The 18640-nt window shown below is 50.5% G+C and carries 15 protein-coding genes; 2 read left to right on the top strand and 13 right to left on the bottom strand.

What is annotated here, in order from left to right:
- Positions 1-410: 410 nt before the first annotated feature.
- Together ACJMNB_RS06140 and ACJMNB_RS06135 are read right to left on the bottom strand one after the other, a co-directional pair.
- A complete protein-coding gene (locus tag ACJMNB_RS06140) occupies positions 411-3221 on the bottom strand; it encodes a DNA topoisomerase (protein ID WP_405340058.1) in 2811 nt (936 codons plus the stop codon).
- Entirely contained in the window at positions 3218-3841 is a 624-nt protein-coding gene (locus ACJMNB_RS06135; protein ID WP_405340055.1) for a hypothetical protein, read from the bottom strand. The genes ACJMNB_RS06140 and ACJMNB_RS06135 overlap by 4 nt, the downstream gene beginning before the upstream one ends.
- Positions 3842-4059: 218 nt before the next feature.
- On the opposite strand from ACJMNB_RS06135, the gene ACJMNB_RS06130 reads away from it, so the two are divergent.
- Positions 4060-6846, top strand: coding sequence for a fibro-slime domain-containing protein (locus ACJMNB_RS06130; protein ID WP_405340052.1), 2787 nt, complete (start codon positions 4060-4062; stop codon positions 6844-6846).
- A 95-nt stretch (positions 6847-6941) separates the two neighbouring features.
- Here the strand turns inward: ACJMNB_RS06130 and ACJMNB_RS06125 are convergent, their stop codons facing one another.
- The 11 genes from ACJMNB_RS06125 to ACJMNB_RS06075 form a co-directional block, all read right to left on the bottom strand.
- A complete protein-coding gene (locus tag ACJMNB_RS06125) occupies positions 6942-8285 on the bottom strand; it encodes a tRNA (N(6)-L-threonylcarbamoyladenosine(37)-C(2))-methylthiotransferase (RefSeq protein WP_405340049.1) in 1344 nt (447 codons plus the stop codon).
- 4 nt (positions 8286-8289) lie between these two features.
- Positions 8290-9795 carry a SpoIID/LytB domain-containing protein gene (locus ACJMNB_RS06120; RefSeq protein WP_405340046.1) on the bottom strand — a complete coding sequence of 502 codons (1506 nt, stop codon included), beginning with the start codon at positions 9793-9795 and terminating at the stop codon, positions 8290-8292.
- A 122-nt stretch (positions 9796-9917) separates the two neighbouring features.
- Complete coding sequence (def, locus tag ACJMNB_RS06115) at positions 9918-10457, bottom strand: peptide deformylase (protein WP_405340043.1); 540 nt, start codon at positions 10455-10457, stop codon at positions 9918-9920.
- A gap of 10 nt (positions 10458-10467) precedes the next feature.
- The gene (gene yajC / locus ACJMNB_RS06110) at positions 10468-10848 is read right to left on the bottom strand and encodes a preprotein translocase subunit YajC (protein ID WP_405340040.1); all 381 of its coding nucleotides are present in this window, start codon (positions 10846-10848) and stop codon (positions 10468-10470) included.
- A 50-nt stretch (positions 10849-10898) separates the two neighbouring features.
- Entirely contained in the window at positions 10899-11810 is a 912-nt protein-coding gene (locus ACJMNB_RS06105) for a Crp/Fnr family transcriptional regulator (protein ID WP_405340037.1), read from the bottom strand.
- Positions 11807-12724 (bottom strand): cyclic nucleotide-binding domain-containing protein, encoded by a 918-nt coding sequence (locus ACJMNB_RS06100; RefSeq protein ID WP_405340034.1) that lies wholly within the window; start codon positions 12722-12724, stop codon positions 11807-11809. Before ACJMNB_RS06100 ends, ACJMNB_RS06105 begins: the two co-directional genes overlap by 4 nt.
- Before the next feature lie 14 nt (positions 12725-12738).
- Positions 12739-13086, bottom strand: coding sequence for a 50S ribosomal protein L19 (rplS, locus tag ACJMNB_RS06095; protein ID WP_297700928.1), 348 nt, complete (start codon positions 13084-13086; stop codon positions 12739-12741).
- A 15-nt stretch (positions 13087-13101) separates the two neighbouring features.
- Positions 13102-13806, bottom strand: coding sequence for a tRNA (guanosine(37)-N1)-methyltransferase TrmD (gene trmD, locus ACJMNB_RS06090; protein WP_405340031.1), 705 nt, complete (start codon positions 13804-13806; stop codon positions 13102-13104).
- Complete coding sequence (rimM, locus tag ACJMNB_RS06085) at positions 13803-14429, bottom strand: ribosome maturation factor RimM (RefSeq protein WP_405340028.1); 627 nt, start codon at positions 14427-14429, stop codon at positions 13803-13805. Before rimM ends, trmD begins: the two co-directional genes overlap by 4 nt.
- Positions 14430-14474: 45 nt before the next feature.
- Positions 14475-14915: a 30S ribosomal protein S16 gene (rpsP, locus tag ACJMNB_RS06080; protein ID WP_072798517.1), complete on the bottom strand. Its 441-nt coding sequence runs from the start codon at positions 14913-14915 to the stop codon at positions 14475-14477.
- Positions 14916-15203: 288 nt separating this feature from the next.
- Positions 15204-16679 (bottom strand): amidophosphoribosyltransferase, encoded by a 1476-nt coding sequence (locus tag ACJMNB_RS06075; RefSeq protein ID WP_405340025.1) that lies wholly within the window; start codon positions 16677-16679, stop codon positions 15204-15206.
- Positions 16680-16832: 153 nt separating this feature from the next.
- Here ACJMNB_RS06075 and ACJMNB_RS06070 point away from each other — a divergent pair, with 153 nt between their 5' ends.
- The gene (locus ACJMNB_RS06070) at positions 16833-18620 is read left to right on the top strand and encodes a GGDEF domain-containing protein (protein ID WP_405340022.1); all 1788 of its coding nucleotides are present in this window, start codon (positions 16833-16835) and stop codon (positions 18618-18620) included.
- Positions 18621-18640 lie beyond the last annotated feature (20 nt).

Raw genomic sequence — 18640 nt, 5'->3', positions numbered from 1 at the left:
GGCAAATAAAAGGGTATATTTGGAATTGTGAACGGTAGAAGGGTAAATCCTGAAACAACTCTATCATTGCTCCCCTCCTGGTAGGTTCAAGGTTCCACATACCGATTCATATTTTCTCCTTCTTAGGAAAGGCTCCTCGTCAGAGGGGCCTTTCTTTTCTATTTGACCAAGGGTCAAATAGAAAAGAAGGTTCTGCGGCTCGGTCATAGGAAATGCAAGCATTTCCTGCGACGCTCGCCTTACGAACCTGTCTTTGTTTCAAGTGCAGAATAAGGCTGATTGTACGGCTCGGAAATGGCAATGCAAGCATTGCCGCTTCACTCGCCTTACGAATTTGTCTTTTTACAAAAGACAAAGGTTGAGGCTACGTCATTGCGAGGGGCTTTGCCCCGAAGCAATCCATAGTAGATTTATTTGGATGAAGTTTCAATGACTTCGACGGTCAGCTTGTTAAAGGCCAGCTTGCCGCCGTCGCGGATCTCGAGGGCGGCGCGGAAGATGATGTCGTTCTTCTTGAACGGTTCAAGGACTGGCGTTAGTTTGTTCTTGAGTAAACCTTCTACTTCTTCGTCGGTAAATTTCCGCTGGTAGAATACCTGCGGAATTCCAAAACCGCATTGCGGATTCATGCACACGTAAGCGGCGTGGGTGGCCTCGTTTGTGCCTTGGCCCGATGTTCCGGTGCGGAATCGCAGCTGGTCTCCGCAAACGGGGCAGGGGAGGTTCCTATGCAAGAATTCAAAGGTGGTGCGGCCCTTGTCGGCGCCTTCGCCCCATTTAAGGCTAGCGGCGAATTCGGTCCCCTTCTTGCTCTTGAAATCCTGAATCAGGGGCGTGCGGCCGTTAGTAAAGAGCTCGTTGATTTCGCTTGCAGTAAGGGTGTGTCCGGCAATCGTTTTAAACAGCGTGAATTTGCAGTCGGCGCCTTCGTGAGTGCCGGTGCAGAATATGGCGTTCTTGTTTTCTTCAAGAGCGGCTCCGCAAAGGGGGCACTTGTATTCTGTCTTTTGACCGTGGAATTTGCCGTCGCTTTCGAATTCAAACTGGATGTTGAAATCTTTATCGATAGAAAGCTTCGCTGCAAACTCGGTGCCTTTCTTGCTCTTGAAACCGGCAATGGGGCCAACGTGGCCTTCGGCAAGGAGCGTCTTCATTTCGGAATGAGAAAGCATCTTGCCTGCCAGGGTGTGCCCGATCTTGAATCCGCATTCGGCTTTGGGGCACACGTAGCCCCAGGGGGCTACTTCGAGCGCGCTCCCGCACTTAGGGCAGGGGATGGCCTCGGTCACGGTTTCGCGCTCGAACTGGCAGCCGTATCGCGCGTGTAAGTCGGCGAACAGCTGCTTTACATATTCGACGATTCCGTCGCGGAATTCCACCGGCGTAAGGGTTCCCTTTTCCACCTGTGAAAGCTTGTATTCCCATTCGCCGGTCATTTCGGGAGACTTGACTTTTTCGTCCATGAGCGAAATGACTTCGCGACCGCGGGGGGTACTCACCAGGTAATTCTTTTGGGCTTCAATGAATCCGCGTTTCTTGAGGGTTTCGATAATGCCAGCCTGTGTGGCCGGCGTACCCAAGCCGCGGTCCTTCATGGCTTCGGCAAGTTCTTCGTTTTCGATCTGCTTGCCGGCGGTCTTCATGGCGGCCAAAAGGGTAGCTTCGGTGTAATACTTGGGCTTGCTCTTCTTTTTCTTTTGAAGCTCTACGCTGTCAAAAGGCGCATGTTCGCCGACAGCCCATTCCGGGAATGCTTCGACCAGGTTTGTAATTTCGTCGCTATCGCCCTTGGCGTCATCGGTTGCGTTTGCCTTGTCGGATTCCGCTCCGGCCTCTGCACCGGAATCCCCCTTTTTCTTTTTGCCCTTTTTCTTTTCTTCCTTGACAAGGGCTCGGAATCCTAGATCTTCGTTGCGCTTGAGCTTTAAACGGAAAATGTCTTTTTCTGCGTTGAGCAACACTTCCATTTCGTCCCACACGTACGGCTTCAGCCACGCTTGAACAAAACGCTCCTTGGCCAGGTCGTAAATCTTCTGCTCCATTTCGGGCAGGTCGTTGGGAACTTCGCCGGTGGGGATAATGGCAAAGTGGTCGGTCACCTTGCTGGAATTGATAAAGACGAAATTTTCCCCGACATCTCGCATGATGTTTTTCTGCTCGGGCGTTGCCAGCCTTTGCGCCAGGGCGTAGGCCTCTTGCTGCATGGTGTCGGGCAGATACTGCGAGTCGGTACGGGGGTAGGTGAGCAGTTTCTTTTCGTACAGGTTCTGTGCACAGTCCAGAACTTGCTGGGCGCTGTATTTAAAACGCTTGTTGCCCTCTTTTTGCAGTTCGGTCAAGTCAAAGGGCTTTTGCGGGAACTGTTTTTTTTGCTGGGTGTCAATCTTTGCGATGGTCGCTTCTGTTGGCGGATTGCATCGTGTTACTACCGCATTCGCTGCAGCTTCTTTCTCAAAGACGGCGACCTTGAGGTTTCCCGTATTTCCGGTCTTGGCGCCGGATTCTTTATCTTCGACTACATATTGGGCCTGGTAGTTTTTCCAAGTCCCTACGACGCTGTAGTAGAACAGTTCCTTGAATTGTTCCACAATCGTATCGCGTTCCACAATCAAGTTGAGAGTGGGAGTCTGCACGCGTCCTACCGAAATCATCTTGCCTCGGCCTGCGGTAAGCGTGTAGGCTCTCGTGGCGTTGAGACCCACCATCCAGTCGGCGCGTTGCCTTAAACGGGCTGCGTAGCTCAAATTTAGGCGCTGGGTGGCGTCCTCCAGGTTTTTCCAGGCCTTGTCCAAATCCTTGGCCACATAGCTGTTCACCCACAGGCGTTTGATGGTCTTTTGTTTAAAGGCGGGGGTGTAGTCTAGAACCAGGTCGAAAATCAGGTTACCTTCGCGACCCGCATCCGCGCCGTTCACCAGTACGTCTGCCTGTTCCATCATCTGTCGCACCACGTTTAGCTGTTTCTTGGTGCTTTCGATTTCCATGAGTCGGAACTTTTCGGGCAACAGGGGCAAATTCGAAAGTCGCCAGCCCCCTTCAAAGCCGGGGTAGGCGTCCAAGGGTGCAAGGGTGATCAAGTGACCTACGCACCAGGTAATGCAGTGGTTCTTGCCGATGAGGCAACCGTCGCCTTGGGTGAATTTTTCACCCTCCAGCCGTTCCAGCATGGGGCGGTAGTGTTGGTTTGCGACAGACGGTTTTTCGGCGACCAGTAGAATCACGATTCAACGTCCACTTGCAAAAGGTCTTTTTCCCAAGCTTCCTTGGCAATGCGTAATTTTTTCAGCGATTCGTCGTCGGCACCACTGTGGTCCCGCAAGTCCATAAGGTTGCGGTATCCCTGGGCAATTTGCTCGGCTTTGGGATAATCCTGAACTAGGGCTGCTAGTTCGCTTAAAATGGATGTGTCCGAATAGAGTTTGGCGATTCCTTCCAGCGAGCGTAAGATATAGTCTTCATGCCGGTTTTCTTGCTTGGCCAATTTGGCTTCTTCGAATTCCAGGGGCTTGATTTGGTCGATCCATTCAGCTTCGGCGGTAAAAAGTTCGTTGTCCTCGGCAAGGGCGTCTTTACGGCGGCTCAGGTCCTGCTGTTTTTTAAGGAAGGGCCTGTAAGATTCGATAACGAGACTTATGCCCTGTTTTTCGGAGAATTCCTTTAAATTCTGCAAATTTGTGGCAGTAGGGTTGTTCAAAAGACATTCTTTCAAGACCGAAAGCTGGTCTTTGGCCGGGAGATTCTTGAAAGATTCGCTTTTCATGCTCACATCCTTGATTTTTAACCAAAAAATGCGTAGAAGCACGAGCGCAATCACGATGGTAAAGAGAGTCGAAAACGTCATTCTGTGCCATTATTTAGAAATTTAAACGGAACCATGGGGATTTTGTGATAGAATGTTCCGCCAGGAAGCAAAAAATAAGTGCTCTGGGGCACGGACATTCTGCAAATGGCTTTTTTAAAGGAATTTTCACAATAAAAAATATAATAAATGGGAAAAAAAGGGTTATATTTAGGGTGGAATATTCTAAACCTAGCCATAGGTGTGGAGATTGGAAAATTATGAATCTGTTTGGAAAAAATAGTAAGAGCGTCATCGGAGTATTAATTGGTTGTACTTCGATGTTATATGCTGCTGGTTCGGATGATTTTAGACAGTTGGATATCGTGATTCGCGACTTCCGTCCGAGCCATCCTGATTTTGAAAACTTTTCGGAAGAAGCTGTTGTATCGCTGAATAAAATCTATAACTATAATGTAAATGGCGTTGCTTTGAATACGCAGGGCTATAATTCAGATTGGTTTGCCAAGCAGGATCAGTATCATAAAACTTGCGGTAACAAGGAATCAAAGACGGGTGCCTTGATTGGCCAGGATGGTCTTCCGATGGTTCCGAATGATGCTTTACCTCAATATTTGAGAAGAACGTCTTCGGCTTCTGCTGAATTGGAATATGGTGAATGTCAAAACTCGACTGTTGGTGGAATTACGCAGCGTGGTTATAAGCAGGTGCAGGGAGATGTCAGAGGTTTTGTTTGCCAGGGAAATGCAACGGCGTGGGCAAATCCGGTTTATTACACTCCTGGAATGGTGCAAACTTATTTGAAGTTTGACGATCCCGTTGATGGTGAGTATGATATGTACGATGGCGTGCATATTGTAAAAGCCGCTGAACTTTGCGATAACCAGTATTTTGACCAATGGTATTCCGATGTCGAAGGGCAGAATTTGAGAACGAATATGACATTGGATATTCCGAGAGACGGTAATACCAATTATTTCGTTTTCGACTATAACTATAATAATGGTGGATATTCGCCACTGGATTCCATTAATCCGGCTACGATGGAATGGGTTGGCCCAAGACAATGTGTTCCTGATGTTCAGCCTAACAAAAAGTGCGAACAGTTTGGCCCGCAGTCCTTTTCCATTTTCTGCCCGCCCTATGAATATCAGTATGCTGTGACTCAGACTGATTATAAGAAAAACAAAACTTTTGTTCTGTGTGCAGCCTGGCTTGCTAATGGTGGCCCCAAAAATGATGATGCCGCTCTTAACGCCTATAATAGTTATCTGTCGGGCTTTGACAGATATTATAATCTCGCAAATGATCTGGCTGTAAAAGGAAAGATGAACCAGAGCGAGACTGTTATAAGAAATCATGATGAGTTTGCTGCTACCGCTACAACTTTGCCGAAACTTCACCTTCGTAACTACGCATTTACGATGATGGGCTATGCCAAGTTCAAGTACCGTGTTTCAAACCAGAGCCCGGCTCCTGAAGTGTTTGAATTTGCTGGTGACGATGACATGTGGATTTTCGTGGATGGTGTGCTTGCTGTTGACTTGGGCGGTACGCACCTTTCTGCTCCGGGTAGTGTGAATATTCAGACTCTTGCCCAGAACAATCATGGTTGCCATGCTGGTGAACCTTTGTCTGGCTATACGAACTGCGAAGGCGCGTCGGATGCTACGGGTTGGGCTGATAATACCTGGCACCATTTGCACTTCTTCTATGCAGACCGCCAGACGGATGGTTCTAACATCTTGATTCGTACGTCTCTTGCTGAAATTGCTGCGACCCGCTATGGTCAGCCGGCTATTTCTAGTGCCCTTGTGACTGTTGATGAAAACGGTAACCAGAAGGTGAGTATGAATTTGAATACTCCGCTGGATGAAAACACCCTGAATAGCTTAAAGAGTAGTGGTGCGCCGGCTATTATCATTGTTCGCGAAGAAGAAGTGAATGGTGTTCCGACAAAGGTTGTTTATGGATTCTACATCTATGATGTAATTCAAGGCCAAAACGAAGGTGCTGCTGGCGTGCAGTACGACTTTATGGGTGAACTGCGTGATTTGCAGGGCAATCGTGTTCCTTCGGGTATTGTCGCCAATGACAAGATTGCCTTTAACTATCAGTATAACGAAGAACTTTTCGGCAATGGAAAAGTTGATGACAACTATGCTATGGATAATTTGTGGCAACAGTTGGCAAACTGGAGCTCCTTGATGACGTTCACAGTTATGTCTACTTCTGGCAAGGGTGTGGTTGGTCCTCCCAATAGCTTGGACGAATGGGCTGTTACCCAGTTTATCCCGAATACAAAGATTGCTACGTTCTCGCTGGATAGCTTGATTGACCGTCCGGACTTTACGAATCAGTCTAACAGGTTGACTGAAATTGCCAAGAACAATGACGGCAAGTTGCCTTTGAATGCTACGGCTGACTTGCAGATTACTCCTATTCCCCTTGATTGCGGTCTTGGACCGGGATCTTGTGGCGTGGGTGGTAACCCGCTGGATTTGAAGAACGAATTCAAGAGAGACTTCTCTGCAGCCTTTGTCAATGGATCCTCCCAGGTGTATGGTTCTACCCCCACAACGTTTGTTGGCGGTCAGAATAGCGGTTCTACCGGATTGTGCTATGGTAATGGTGACGGTTCCAACGAAAGCTGCGTCAGTATCGCATATCCGGTGGCTGGCCCGTTCCGTTTGAACATCCGCATCTTTGACCATCTGGGTCACTTTGTGAACCAGTACCAGCAGGTGGTGACAATCGATATGCTGAGCGAAGCTCTTGGTGGTGCTGCAAAGACGACTCACCCGAAGAGCTGCCAGAACCCCTTGTATGGTGAAACTGGCGCTGCATGGATTACGGCTAAGGTTTACCCGGTTTCTCAGAGCGGTCGTCTGCTTGCAACGGGTCCCTATATTTACCAGGTTACCTTCGTGCAAGAAGACTACGTTCCTTGCGTGATGGTGGGTTCGATGCCGCAGGATGGTACGATTTCGTACAGCCGCTCCAACGACACCTACAGGCTTGGTTATCGTCGTAACAAGAAGAAGTAATCCGCCTTCTAAAAAGAATTTGCCCCTGCTGAAAGCGGGGGCTTTTTTTCTTAGGAGTCATCCTGGCACCGTTGGCGTCGGGATTCCATACATTTCTAGTTGTTCTTGAACGAGCCGATTAAAGCGAAGGGTTCGGCGTCAGTGATGGTGACGGTGAACCGTTCGCCAGGCTGTAGCGGTGTTTCGCTGCTGATGGCCACGGGGCGGTAGGCGGCGTTCCGGGCGATGTAAGTGCCCTTGCGGTAGCCGGGCTTCTCGATGACGACGGTTTCGGTTTGACCAATCCAGCGGGTGTTATTTTCGGAGGCTATCTTCTGGAAGGCTTCGGCAAGGGCGGCGGAGCGCACATGTTTAATTTCGTCGGAAACGGCGCCTTGCATGTTGAAGGCGGGGGTGTTTGGGCGTGCCACGAATCGGGTGATATTGCAGACCGTGGGGCGGGTCTTTTGCAGCACATCCAAGGTGTCTTGAAAATCTTGCTCCGATTCGCCTGGAAATCCGACAATCAAATCGGTACTTAAGGTGAATAGGGGGTACTTGCTGTTGAAGGCGTTCGCAAGCTCGATGTAGTCTTCTACATTGTGCTTGCGGTTCATGGCCTTAAGCACGGAATCGCTTCCGCTTTGCACGGGCAGGTGAATGAACTTGTAGACACGTTCGTCGTTAAAACATTCTAATAGCGAATCCAGGTAGCGCAACATGTGCCGCGGGTTTCCCATGCCAAGGCGCATCTTGTAGTTGCCGGGGACTTCGGTCAAAATCTGTTGCACCAGTTCGGCAAGGTTTGTGTCGGTATCGAATCCGTAACAGCCGCAGTCTTGGCCTGTTAATTGGATTTCGACACAGCCGTCGCTTACAAGACGCTTTACTTGCTGGATGATGTTTGTGGCAGGGTAGCTGTGCAAACGTCCTTTCACGAGCCTTGTGGAGCAATAGGCGCAGGCATCCAGACAGCCTTCTTCGATGTTCACGATACCCACCAGCGGTGACTCTCGCAGCGTATATGTGGATTGCTTCGTCGCTTGCGCTCCTCGCAATGACGTCAGTAAAAATACGTCATCGCGAGCTCCGTTAGGGGCGTGGCGATCCATTGCCAAATCTTTAAGGTTTGTAAATACAACCTTATCGGTTATCTTTGCGACTTCTTCCCTAAAGTCCCTGGGCGCACAGCCCGTAATAAATAGCTTTGCATCGGGGGCCGTGCTTAGGGCTTCGCGCAACAACTTGAGTGCGCCCGCATTCCCCTTGACGGTACATACATTCAGCACGAAGGCGTCGGGCTTTTCTGCGCCACTTTTGCTTGTTGCGTCTTTAGGCATTCCGAATACAACGCGGTATGCATCTGCGAATATCCGGGCAATCTTTTCGCCGTCGCCAAAGTTGGCTGCGCAACCTTGGCTAATCACAGCTAAAAGCGGCTTGTTGTCGGCGCTTTCCATCGCCTTACCGCTCAAATTTTTCCAGGGTGATTCCCGGGTAATAGTGGCTTAAAATTTCCTGGTAGCTTTGACCGGCCTGGGCACGAGCCCGCACTCCCATTTGGCACATGCCCACGCCGTGCCCGAATCCGGTACCGGTAAGCACCCATTCCTTGCCTTCCTTTTTAACGGTAAAGAAAGAGGAGGGGAGTATGGTGCCGGCCTTCTTGAATAGCCAGCGGGTGCGGTCGGTAAGCACATCGAAATGCTCCTTGTCGGTTTCGACGCGGAGAGTCATGATGCGCCCGCTCTTAAGCTTGTCTTTAATCTTGATGGACTTGACCTTCTTGAAATCGGCCCCTTTCGCTTCGCTGAAGGTGGCCTTGGCTTCACCCACGTTCGACTTGAACAGCTTAGCAATTTCTTTGTCTGCAAAGCGGCGTTCCCACTTGATGTAGCTGGATTCATCGCACCAGGGCTTGCCATTGGGGCGCTTGTCCGGCTTACTTTGCAAATACGGAAGGTCAGGGCGGTTCCAGGTCGCTAGCGTTTCGGTAACGCCACCGCAAGTGGAATGGTAGTAGGCGATAATGAATTCTCCACCATAAGTCATCACCACGCCTGCTGTTGCCTTTACGGCTGCATCGGTCAAAGGCGTTGCCGATTCCAGTCCCTTGTATACCTGGTCCTTGGTGTCGGCGTAAACGTCGAATCCCATGGATTCTCGGCTATTGAAATGCTTGTAGGCGTAAGTGCGGGCAGCCACGGCCTGTGCCTTCAAGGCTTCTATACGGCTGCTGTCCAGTTTCCCGATTTCGTAGGGGACAACGCCACGCAGGTAATCTTCTACATCTACCGAGTTAATGGCATCCAGCTTACCGTTTGCTGTACGGAACATGATGCTTCCGGGGTAGCATGCCTTGCCGAGACTCTTCTTGTCGGGGGCGACCGATAGACATCCGCCATCTTCGCTGTTGAATTCGTGCGAAATGTCTTCGGTGGAATTTCCGTCGGCTTCGAACCGCACCATTTTGCCGCGGGGAGTAACATGTACCGTTTCGCCTTGGTACAGCAGGTAAAGTTCTTTTACGCCGGTATAAACCCCTACGCGAAGTGGCCTGTCCAGTTCCTCGGGGATTTTATGCGCTTTAAATGCCGCCGGCTTGTCCTCGTCAAAACGAACATTCTCAGCTGAAGCCGTTACCGCGTCTTTCGAAGTCTTTCCCTCGTCCTTTGCGGGAATCTCCTTCCCAAGTTGACTATTCGTATTGGGGACAGAATCCTTGTTGCTGCTTGCTTTGGATTGCTTCGTCGCATTCGCTCCTCGCAATGACGTGCTTGGTTCTACAGCGGATTCGCTTGTAGTCGTCGCTTCAATGGGTGCGAAGTTGACTGGACCATCCGGAACATCTTCGACGCTAGTAGGCACTTCCGCTTTTTGCACGTCATCGGGCAAATCGAAATCATCGTCTGCAAAGGCAGTCGAAATTCCGAAAGTGAATGCAAAAATCAGTGGAAGCTTAAAAGACATTACGGGTGTAATTATACAAATTATTCTTTGCCTAAAAAAGGAGATGCCGCAACAAGTGCGGCATGACAGCTTTCGCTCAAGATGACACCTCTACTGAAGTGTCATTCGAACTTTGAATGTTTCTACTTCTTCTTCAGCTTAGCCTGGGTGTCCTTGGCCATCTTCTTCAGCTTGGACTGGTTCATGGTGCGGTCTGCCGTCGAAATCTTGTCGACGAACAGATCCCCATTCAGGTGGTCCGTTTCGTGCTGAATGCAACGTCCGAAGAGTCCATCGCAGTTGTGGATTTCCTGCGGTTCGCCGTTGATATCGAAGAAACGCACGCACACCTTGTCGGGGCGCATGACGTTGCAGAAAATATCCGGTACCGAAAGGCATCCTTCGTCGTAGGGCACGGTCTTGGCATCAGGTTCGGCTTCCCATTCCGGGTTGAACATGATGTAAGGGCGCGGGTCTTCTTCACCGGGAATGGCGGTGTCGATTACGACCAGGCGGATGTTCTTGCCAATCTGCGGAGCGGCAAGGCCGCAACCCGGAGCATCGTACATGGTCTCGAGCATGTCCTTGGCAAGCTGACGCAGTTCAGGCGTGATTTCGGTGATGGGCTCGCATTTTTTGCGGAGCACCGGGTCACCGTAAGTTCTGATGGGGAGAAGTGCCATTGGCTACTCCTTATTTCTTTTCATCGGTCTTGGCAGCGGGGGCTGCGGTTTCGGCGCTCAGAACGCGGAGAATGGCAGACTTTTCGAAGTCGATGAGCGTGGTGGAACCCGTACGCACGGTAATGGTGGTGGCGGTTTCGTCAATGTTGGTGACGGTACCGATAATGCCGGCGGTGGTAATCACCTTGTCGCCCTTCTTGAGGGCCTTGCGCATTTCTTCCATCTTCTTCATTTCCTTATTCTTCGGGCGAATAAAGAACAGCCACATCACCACGAACAAGAGGATAAGCGGCAAGAAGCTACCAATGGCGCTCGGCTGCTGTTCGGGAGCTGCTTCTTGGGCGAAGGCTGCAATGGAGGAAAGGGTCACGAGAAGTGCAGAAAGTTTCATGATTTTACCTGCTAGGGGTTAATTGATTTTACGAGTGTAAATATAGCAAACTACTTCACCAGCTTCTTGTCCAAAAGCGGGTAAATGCGGTTCAGTTCCATCAGGTCGAGAATCGTGTCAAAATCGCCGGAGAACGACGGAATGGCTTCGATTTCGGGGAGTACGTCGCCTTTGGTCAAGGGAATGGATGCATTCAGCAGTTTGCGTTCCAAAAGCGGGAGCATTGTGCGTGTGGTGAGGGTGGCTCCGAACATGGCCCGCTTTGCAACCTTCATCAGGGAATCTGTCTTGACGGTGAATGCCCCGTTCTTGAGTGGTTCATTGCTTTGGTGTACCGTCTTTATCACGGCGTTCAGAACCATCTGTTCCGTCATCGAAAGAATCTGCGGGGGCGTCTTCTTGTAACGTGCACGGTAAAGAATGGATTCGTACAGGAGGTGTACGACATTCCTGTTCTTGACATGGACTTGCGTTCCCTGGATTTTCAGGATTTCAAGGTCATCTAGAATTTGGAGTAATTCGTTGATGCAGTCTTTTGAAATGTTGAAGAGGTTGTGAACGCTATTGGAAATTTCGTTGACCGAATGGTCCGAATCCAAAATGTAGAGCAGGCTCGGAAGGGCCTTGATCTTGTCGCTCTTGCGCTTGTTCTCGCCGGCAATTTGCAGTCTGCCGGTGAGGAAGGTGATAATGGATTTAAACCAGGCCGGCTCTTGCTCCAAAGATTCGTCCAGTGCGTCTGGGGTGATTTCAATCAGCTCGCAATCTTCGGTTGCCGTAATGGTTTCGGTGTAGGGTTCATGCTTAAGAAAAGCCAACTCGCCAATTAAGGCTCCGGGGCCGTAGGTGTTGATGGCCGTGCCCAAGGTGCTTTTGCCTTGCAGCTCGCCATCGCGGACCACATAAAGGTTTTCGCCGGGATCCCCTTCGCGGAATAAAATCTGTCCTTCTTCCAGCGTCATAGCACCCCTCGAATGTTGGTCTCGTAGCGTAGCGCTTTCAAGAAATACTGAATCTTGTTCTTATTGATGCTGTACAGATCGCAGTCAGGATCGCTTGCGTCTTTTTTCGCAAACCATTCCATTTTCAACAAATTAATCCATTGCGAGACGTCGGCATCGGGGAATTTTTCGTGAATGTAGGCAATCCAGTCGGGGCCGGTCTTTTCGGGGGATTCTTCCATGGTCGATAAAAAGACCAGAATCTTTTTTTGGACAATGCTTAACTTGTAGGGCGCAAAGGCCATGTCGCTTTCTTGAATCTGGATGTAGTCCGTAAAGATGTGCAACAGTTCCGGGTCAGTGATCTTGCAGAATATGCGTTGACCTTTTTGCGAAAGCTTGATCAGGTGCCTGCGTAAAAGCGATTTGAAATCTTCCTGGGCCGTAGCGGTAGAAATCTTGGTCAAGAAACAGAATTCGCGAATGAGTTCTGCCAGGTTGAATTCCGTATCCTGGGGTTTGTGGCTCAGGTATTCGGCAAGGCTCTTGAGGGTGTTCTGTACGCGGGTTTCTATGGCGGCGCGCTTCAACAGGTGAGTCTTTGCAGAAAGGTTCCGGATCAGGGCTAGCAACCAGAGGGGGAGCCGCTTGAGTTCCGATTCCATGCATTCTTCGGTCACCACGGTAATGCGGGAATCCTTGCTTGCCGAAAGTTCGTACTTGAACGGTTCCCGTTCCAACAAGGCGGCAACACCGACCAGGTCTCCCGGTCGCATGGTAAAGACTATGGAATAGGGGGGAGTGGTTTCTCGGGCGATAAGTTCGCCTTCTTCGAGAATGACAATGCTCCGGTCTTCGCTCTTAGGCGAATAAACAACAAACCCCGCCTTCACGCTCATTTGCGTGGGCGGGATTAATTGTTGACGCGAGGTCATAATCCTCGGGCTAATTAAGCCTGACGTTCGTCGATACGTGCAGCCTTACCGCGGAGGTCGCGCATGTAGTAAATGCGAGACTGGCGAACCTTACCCGGGCGGTCAAGCACGATAGAGTCGATGCGGGGAGAGTGGAGCGGGAAAATACGTTCCACGGCCACAGAACCGGACATCTTGCGGACGGTAAGAGTTGCAGAAATACCGGAGTTCTTCTTCTGGATCACGACGCCCTTGAACGGCTGGATACGTTCCTTGGTGCCTTCGATCACCTTCACGTTCACGGTGACGGTATCGCCAGCGCGGAGTTCAGGAAGGTCGGTCTTCAAGTTTTCGTTATGGATTGCTTCAATGTTCAGGGACATTTGTGTACCTCGTTTTTATTTGATGCCAAATTTAGTATCTTCTTCAAGATTTTTAAAGATGTCTGGGCGTCTTTCTTGCGTTCTTTTTAACGATTCTTGGCGCCTCCAGGCTTTAATGTTCGCGTGATGACCCGATAAGAGCACTTCGGGCACCTTTTTTCCTTCAAAAACTTCGGGTCGAGTATAGACCGGCCATCCTAGTACGCCCTGGGCGAAAGAGTCCGTTTCACCGGATTCCTTGTTGCCGAGAGCTCCGTCCAGGAGTCTCACGACGGCGTCGGTCACGAGCATGGCAGGCAGTTCGCCCCCGCTCACGACAAAATCACCGATAGAAATCTCCAAGTCGACCTCGGACTGGCGGATGCGGTCGTCGATTCCCTTGTAGTGCCCGCAAACCAGTACCAGGTGGCTTTCCTTGGAAAGTTCCTTCGCTAGTTTGTGTGTAAACGGCACTCCGTCGGCTGTAAGGTAGATTACCTTGCCGCCGTCTTCCTTGACTCCCGTGCTGCGGATAGCGTTGGCGAGCGGTTCCGGTCGCAGGACCATTCCCGGTTCGCCGCCGTAGGGCACGTCGTCTACCTGGCCGTAGTCGTTGATGGCAAAGTCGCGCAGGAAGATGGTGTTGAATTCCATCAGGCCTTTGCTCTGGGCGCGACCCATGATCGATTGCTTCATGGGAGTGAACATCTCGGGAAAGATGGTGATGCAGTCGATCTTCACCTTTCCTCCGGGCACAGGCTTTTTAAGTAGTCTGCGCTGAACTTGATGCTCTTGCCTTCTTCGTCTATGTCCAAGACACAGTCGTCTATCCAGGGAGCGAGGATTGTTTTTGCGGAAAATTCGCTCTGGAATGGGGCGTCGAACTTGACGTGAAACGCGTTCACGGTAGGCAGTTCCTGGACTTCAAGAACTTCGCCAATGTCGCGGCCATCTTCCAGTTTTACGCGGAAACCTTCCAAATCGTCCAGGTAATATTCGCCTTCGGGGGCGGGGAGCCTCTCCGATTCGGGAATCATTACGTCTGCATTGACGAAATGTACCAGGGATTCCGGCGTATCGTACCCCTTGAACTTGAGTAACCACAGATTGTTTGCAAGCCTGGAATCTTCCAGAGTCAATTGGACCTGTTCACCATTGGTCTTCTTTAGCATCACATCCTTAAGCATCTCATGACGGTTGATGTCATGAGTGAACGGCATCGCCTTGATGTAGCCTTTGACGCCATGCGTGCGCATGAGCTGGCATACGGTGATGTATTCTTCGGATTCAGACATGAAAGACTTAGTGGGGTTTTGAATCAGCGGAAGGTGGTTACCTTGGTTCAAGCGGTTTTTGCTAGACAAAAAAGCCCCGTGCTTTTAGGCACGAGGTTTCTTTTCGAGCGAAAATTATGCTTCGGCAGCGGGTGCTTCTGCAGGAGCTTCTGCGGCGGCAGCAGCTTCAGCAGCGGCGGCTTCCTTAGCGGCCTTTTCAGCTTCGATCTTGGCGAGAGCCTTAGGACCGAGCTTGGCCTTCTTGGCCTTTTCAGCACGCGGAGTAGCGGTCTTGCCTTCGATAGAACGGCCAGCGCGGATTTCGTGGAACAGGTCCATGATGCCGACCTTCTTGAGGAGGCTGCGGACGGTGTCAGACGGCTGAGCGCCGATCTGGAGCCACTTCAGAACCTTTTCCTGGTCGAACTTGATGTCCGGGGTCTTCTGGTTCGGGTTGTAGAAACCAACCTGTTCGATAAAGCTATCGTCGCGGGCCTTGCGGGAGTCGATGACCACAGCGCGGTAGATGGGGTTGTGACGCTTGCCGAAACGAGCGAGACGGATAACGGTTGCCATTTTAACCTCTTTAAGTTTATTTTCCCGTTTTTCAGGGAAAATGGGGTTTGTTTTATTGTTTTGGGCCAAAGATAGAAAAAAAAATCTTGTGTGTAAAGGACGGAATGTAAAATTTTTCCGTTCTTTGCAAACAAATTAACTCAAAAATAGGCGGGTAAAGTGCTCCCCAAAGGGTGAAAATTGGCTTTTTTAACTGAAAATCGACGATTTTGAGCGGCCCTGGCCAAGAAAAAAGAACCCCGCCCAATGGGCGGGGTTGACACTTGTAATGCCGTTTTCAGGACTTAACTATTCCTTGTCCTTGCTATGGCATCCGCCTTCGCAACAGGGGCAGTGGTAACAGTCGCCCGTTTCGGCGTAGTCTTTACCGCTCCAGCAGTAGGTGCAGAGCTGGTCTTCGGGGAGGCCGATAGCCTGGATCACGTCGTCGATGCGCTGGAAAGCGAGAGTCGTGAGGTTCAGCTTCTGGCGGATGTATTCCACCATGCCCTTGTAGGCTTCGCCATCGGGGTTGGTGTACTTCTCGATATCGGCATTTTCACCTTCCTGGTCGCGGATGTAGCGGCGGGTGATCAGGTCGTATTCGTTCTTGGAACGGGAGAAGTTGATGAACTTGCAGGGGTAAACCAGCGGCGGGCATGCAATACGCATGTGGGTTTCTTTACAACCAAGCGAATAAAGCTTGAGGGCCTGCTTACCGAGCTGAGTACCGCGAACGATGGAATCGTCGCAGAACACCAGGCGGCGGTCCTTGATGAGTCCCGGAATCGGAATCAGCTTCATGGAGGCCACGCGTTCGCGCTGCTTCTGGTCTTGCGGCATAAAGGAACGGGCCCAAGTCGGCGTGTACTTCACGAACGGGCGGGCGAACTTGATGCCGGCTTCGTGGGCGTAACCGAGGGCGTGAGACGTACCGGAGTCAGGAATGCCGCAGGCGGCGTCGGCTTCGGTGGGAGTACGCTTGGCGAGTGCGGAACCGCAGCGGTAGCGGGTCATTTCCACATTGCGGCCTTCGTATGTGGATGCCGGGTAGCCGTAGTAAACCCAGAGGAAGGAGCAAATGGCCATCTTCTTGCCCGGGGCAACGAGCGTCTTGTCGCCATCGGGTGTGAGTTCAGCGATTTCGCCCGGACCCATGTCACGTACGTATTCGTAACCCAAGTTGTGGAGGGCACAGCTTTCTTGCAGGGCAATCATGGCGCCGTCTTTCTTGCCGAGCACGATCGGCGTACGGCCCCATTTGTCGCGGCTTGCGTAGAACGTTCCGTCTTCAGCCATCAAGAGAATGGAGCAGCTGCCCTTGATTTTCTCTTGTACGTACTTGAGGCCGTCGACAATAGAATCTTGTGTGGCGATTAGGGCGGAAACCACTTCGGTCGGTCCGACCATTCCGCTGGTGGTGGAGTACTGGAGCTGCATGCAGTTGTTGCGGAACAGTTCGTTCTTGAGCTCTTCGATGTTGGTCAAGAGGCCAACGGTCACAATGGCGAAGGTGCCCAGCTTGGACGTCATGACGAGCGGCTGCGGGTCCGTATCCGAGATAACACCGATACCGACGTTACCGGCGAAAGAGGGCAAGTCGTGTTCGAACTTGCTGCGGAACGGGGTGTTCTGGATATTGTGGATCGAACGATGGAAATGTCCGTTGGACTTGAGAACCGCCAAACCGCCACGGTGGGTTCCCAGGTGAGAATGGTAGTCGGTCCCGAAGAAAAGATCGCTTACGCAATCTTCTTTAGAAACAACACCGCAAAAGCCGCCCATATGTACTCCTTGAGTGATTGGGGAAATTTTATTCCAAAGGTAGAAATTTTGAGTGTTTTTTTCATTATTTTGGGGGGTGTTCGCGAATTTTTTTGTTGCTTTTGCTTAAAAATATGATAGTTTTAAGCAAAGAATATAAGTTTGGGAGCAACTATGGATACGCAGTTTACGTTTGCTGATTCGGCTATTGCACTATCGCTAGACTATGAATGTGTGTTTTTTGTTGATGTGGAAAATGCCAACTATGCCATGTATGCCTTTCATGGCAACCATAAATCCCTAAAGTTAAGTGAATCCAGTGATTTTTGGGCTGACACCCGGGTGAATCTACAGACTGTTGTTTACGAAGAAGACCGCCAAAGCTTTAATGATACTGTGTCCAAGGAATACTTGATTCCTGCCGTACAGAATGACGGGGTCGTCCTTTACAAGTACCGTATTCTGGTTGACGGTCAACCCGTTTGGTATTCGATGAAAGTCGTGCTGGGCCAGTCTAGAGGTCGCAGCTACCTGATTATTGGCGTAAACAATATTGATAAGCAGGAACGGGAACGGCTGGCATTGGAACACAAGGCTTCCAAGAGTGCAACGTATGGCCAGATCGTGATGGCCCTTGCTGAACGTTACGATGCCTTGTACATGGTGGACCTGGAAACGGACCATTATATTCAGTACAAGAGTGAACGAACCTTCTGCGAATTGAGCATTGCTCTCGAAGGCGATGACTTTTTTAACCAGTTGCGCAAGGATGCCCTGTCTGTCATTTACAAGGACGATGTGGAACTGATTACGGATGCACTAAAAAGAGATGTGTTGTTGAAGGAACTGAATGAATACGGTGTATTTACGTTGACATACCGTTTGAATACGCCCCAGGGGCCGCAGTATGTGAAACTGGTGGCGGTGTATTCCGACAAGAAGCATGTCGTTATTAGTGTGACTAATGTCGACGCCCGAATGCGTCGTGAAATAGAACTTAAAAAGAAGGCCTCCAAGAGCGAGGTGTACGGCCAAATCGTGATGGCTCTTGCCGAACGCTACGACGCTCTTTACATGGTGGACTTGGATACGAACCGTTACGCCTTGTACAAGGCGGAACGTGTGTTCAGCGAATTGAGTGTCGCTCTCGAAGGCGAAGATTTCTTCAACCAGCTGCAGAAAGATGCGGAAACAGTGATTTTTAAGGAAGATGTTCCCCTGATTCAGGCGGCGCTTCATCGCGAAACACTGCTCAAGGAACTGGATGAACAGGGGATGTTTACCGTTAGCTACCGGTTGAATTCGCCGACGGGTCCTGTGTTCGTGAGCCTGGTGGCGGTGTATTCCGACAAGAATCATATTGTTATCAGTATTACCAATATCGATGCCCAGGTTCGCCGCGAACAGAAGATTAGGGAAGAAGCTAGCCTTGCATACGAAAAGGCTCGTCGAGACGACTTGACCGGCATCAAGAACAAGAATGCCTATGGCGAGTTCGAAAAGAAACTGGACCAGCAAATTCAGTCGGGTGAAGACGTAGAATTTGCCATTGCCATTTGCGACGTGAACGGCCTTAAGGTCGTGAATGATACGCAGGGGCACATTGCGGGCGACAAGTATATCCGAATGGCTTCAAAGCTTGTTTGCGAAACCTTTAAACATAGTCCCGTATTCCGTGTGGGCGGCGATGAATTTGTTGCAATTCTTCGCGGGTCTGATTTTGCCCGTCGCGAAAAGCTGCAAAAGGACCTTTCAGAAATCGTAACACAGAATGCCAAAGAAGGCAAGGTGGTCGTGGCTTGTGGAATCTCTGTCTTCGACAAGAAACAAGACAAGTCTGTTTCAGAAGTGTTCGAAAGAGCCGACGCCATGATGTACAAGGATAAGATGAGCCTGAAGGGCGGTCGCGACGAAATCATCAATACGATTATCCGAACGATTGGGGCCAGAACGTCCGTTTAGAGCCGAAAAAATTCCCTGCA

The sequence above is a fragment of the Fibrobacter sp. genome (assembly GCF_045131395.1).
Classification (GTDB): domain Bacteria; phylum Fibrobacterota; class Fibrobacteria; order Fibrobacterales; family Fibrobacteraceae; genus Fibrobacter.
The sequence above is the reverse complement of the archived record's forward strand: the minus strand, read 5'-3'. Positions and strand labels throughout refer to the sequence as shown.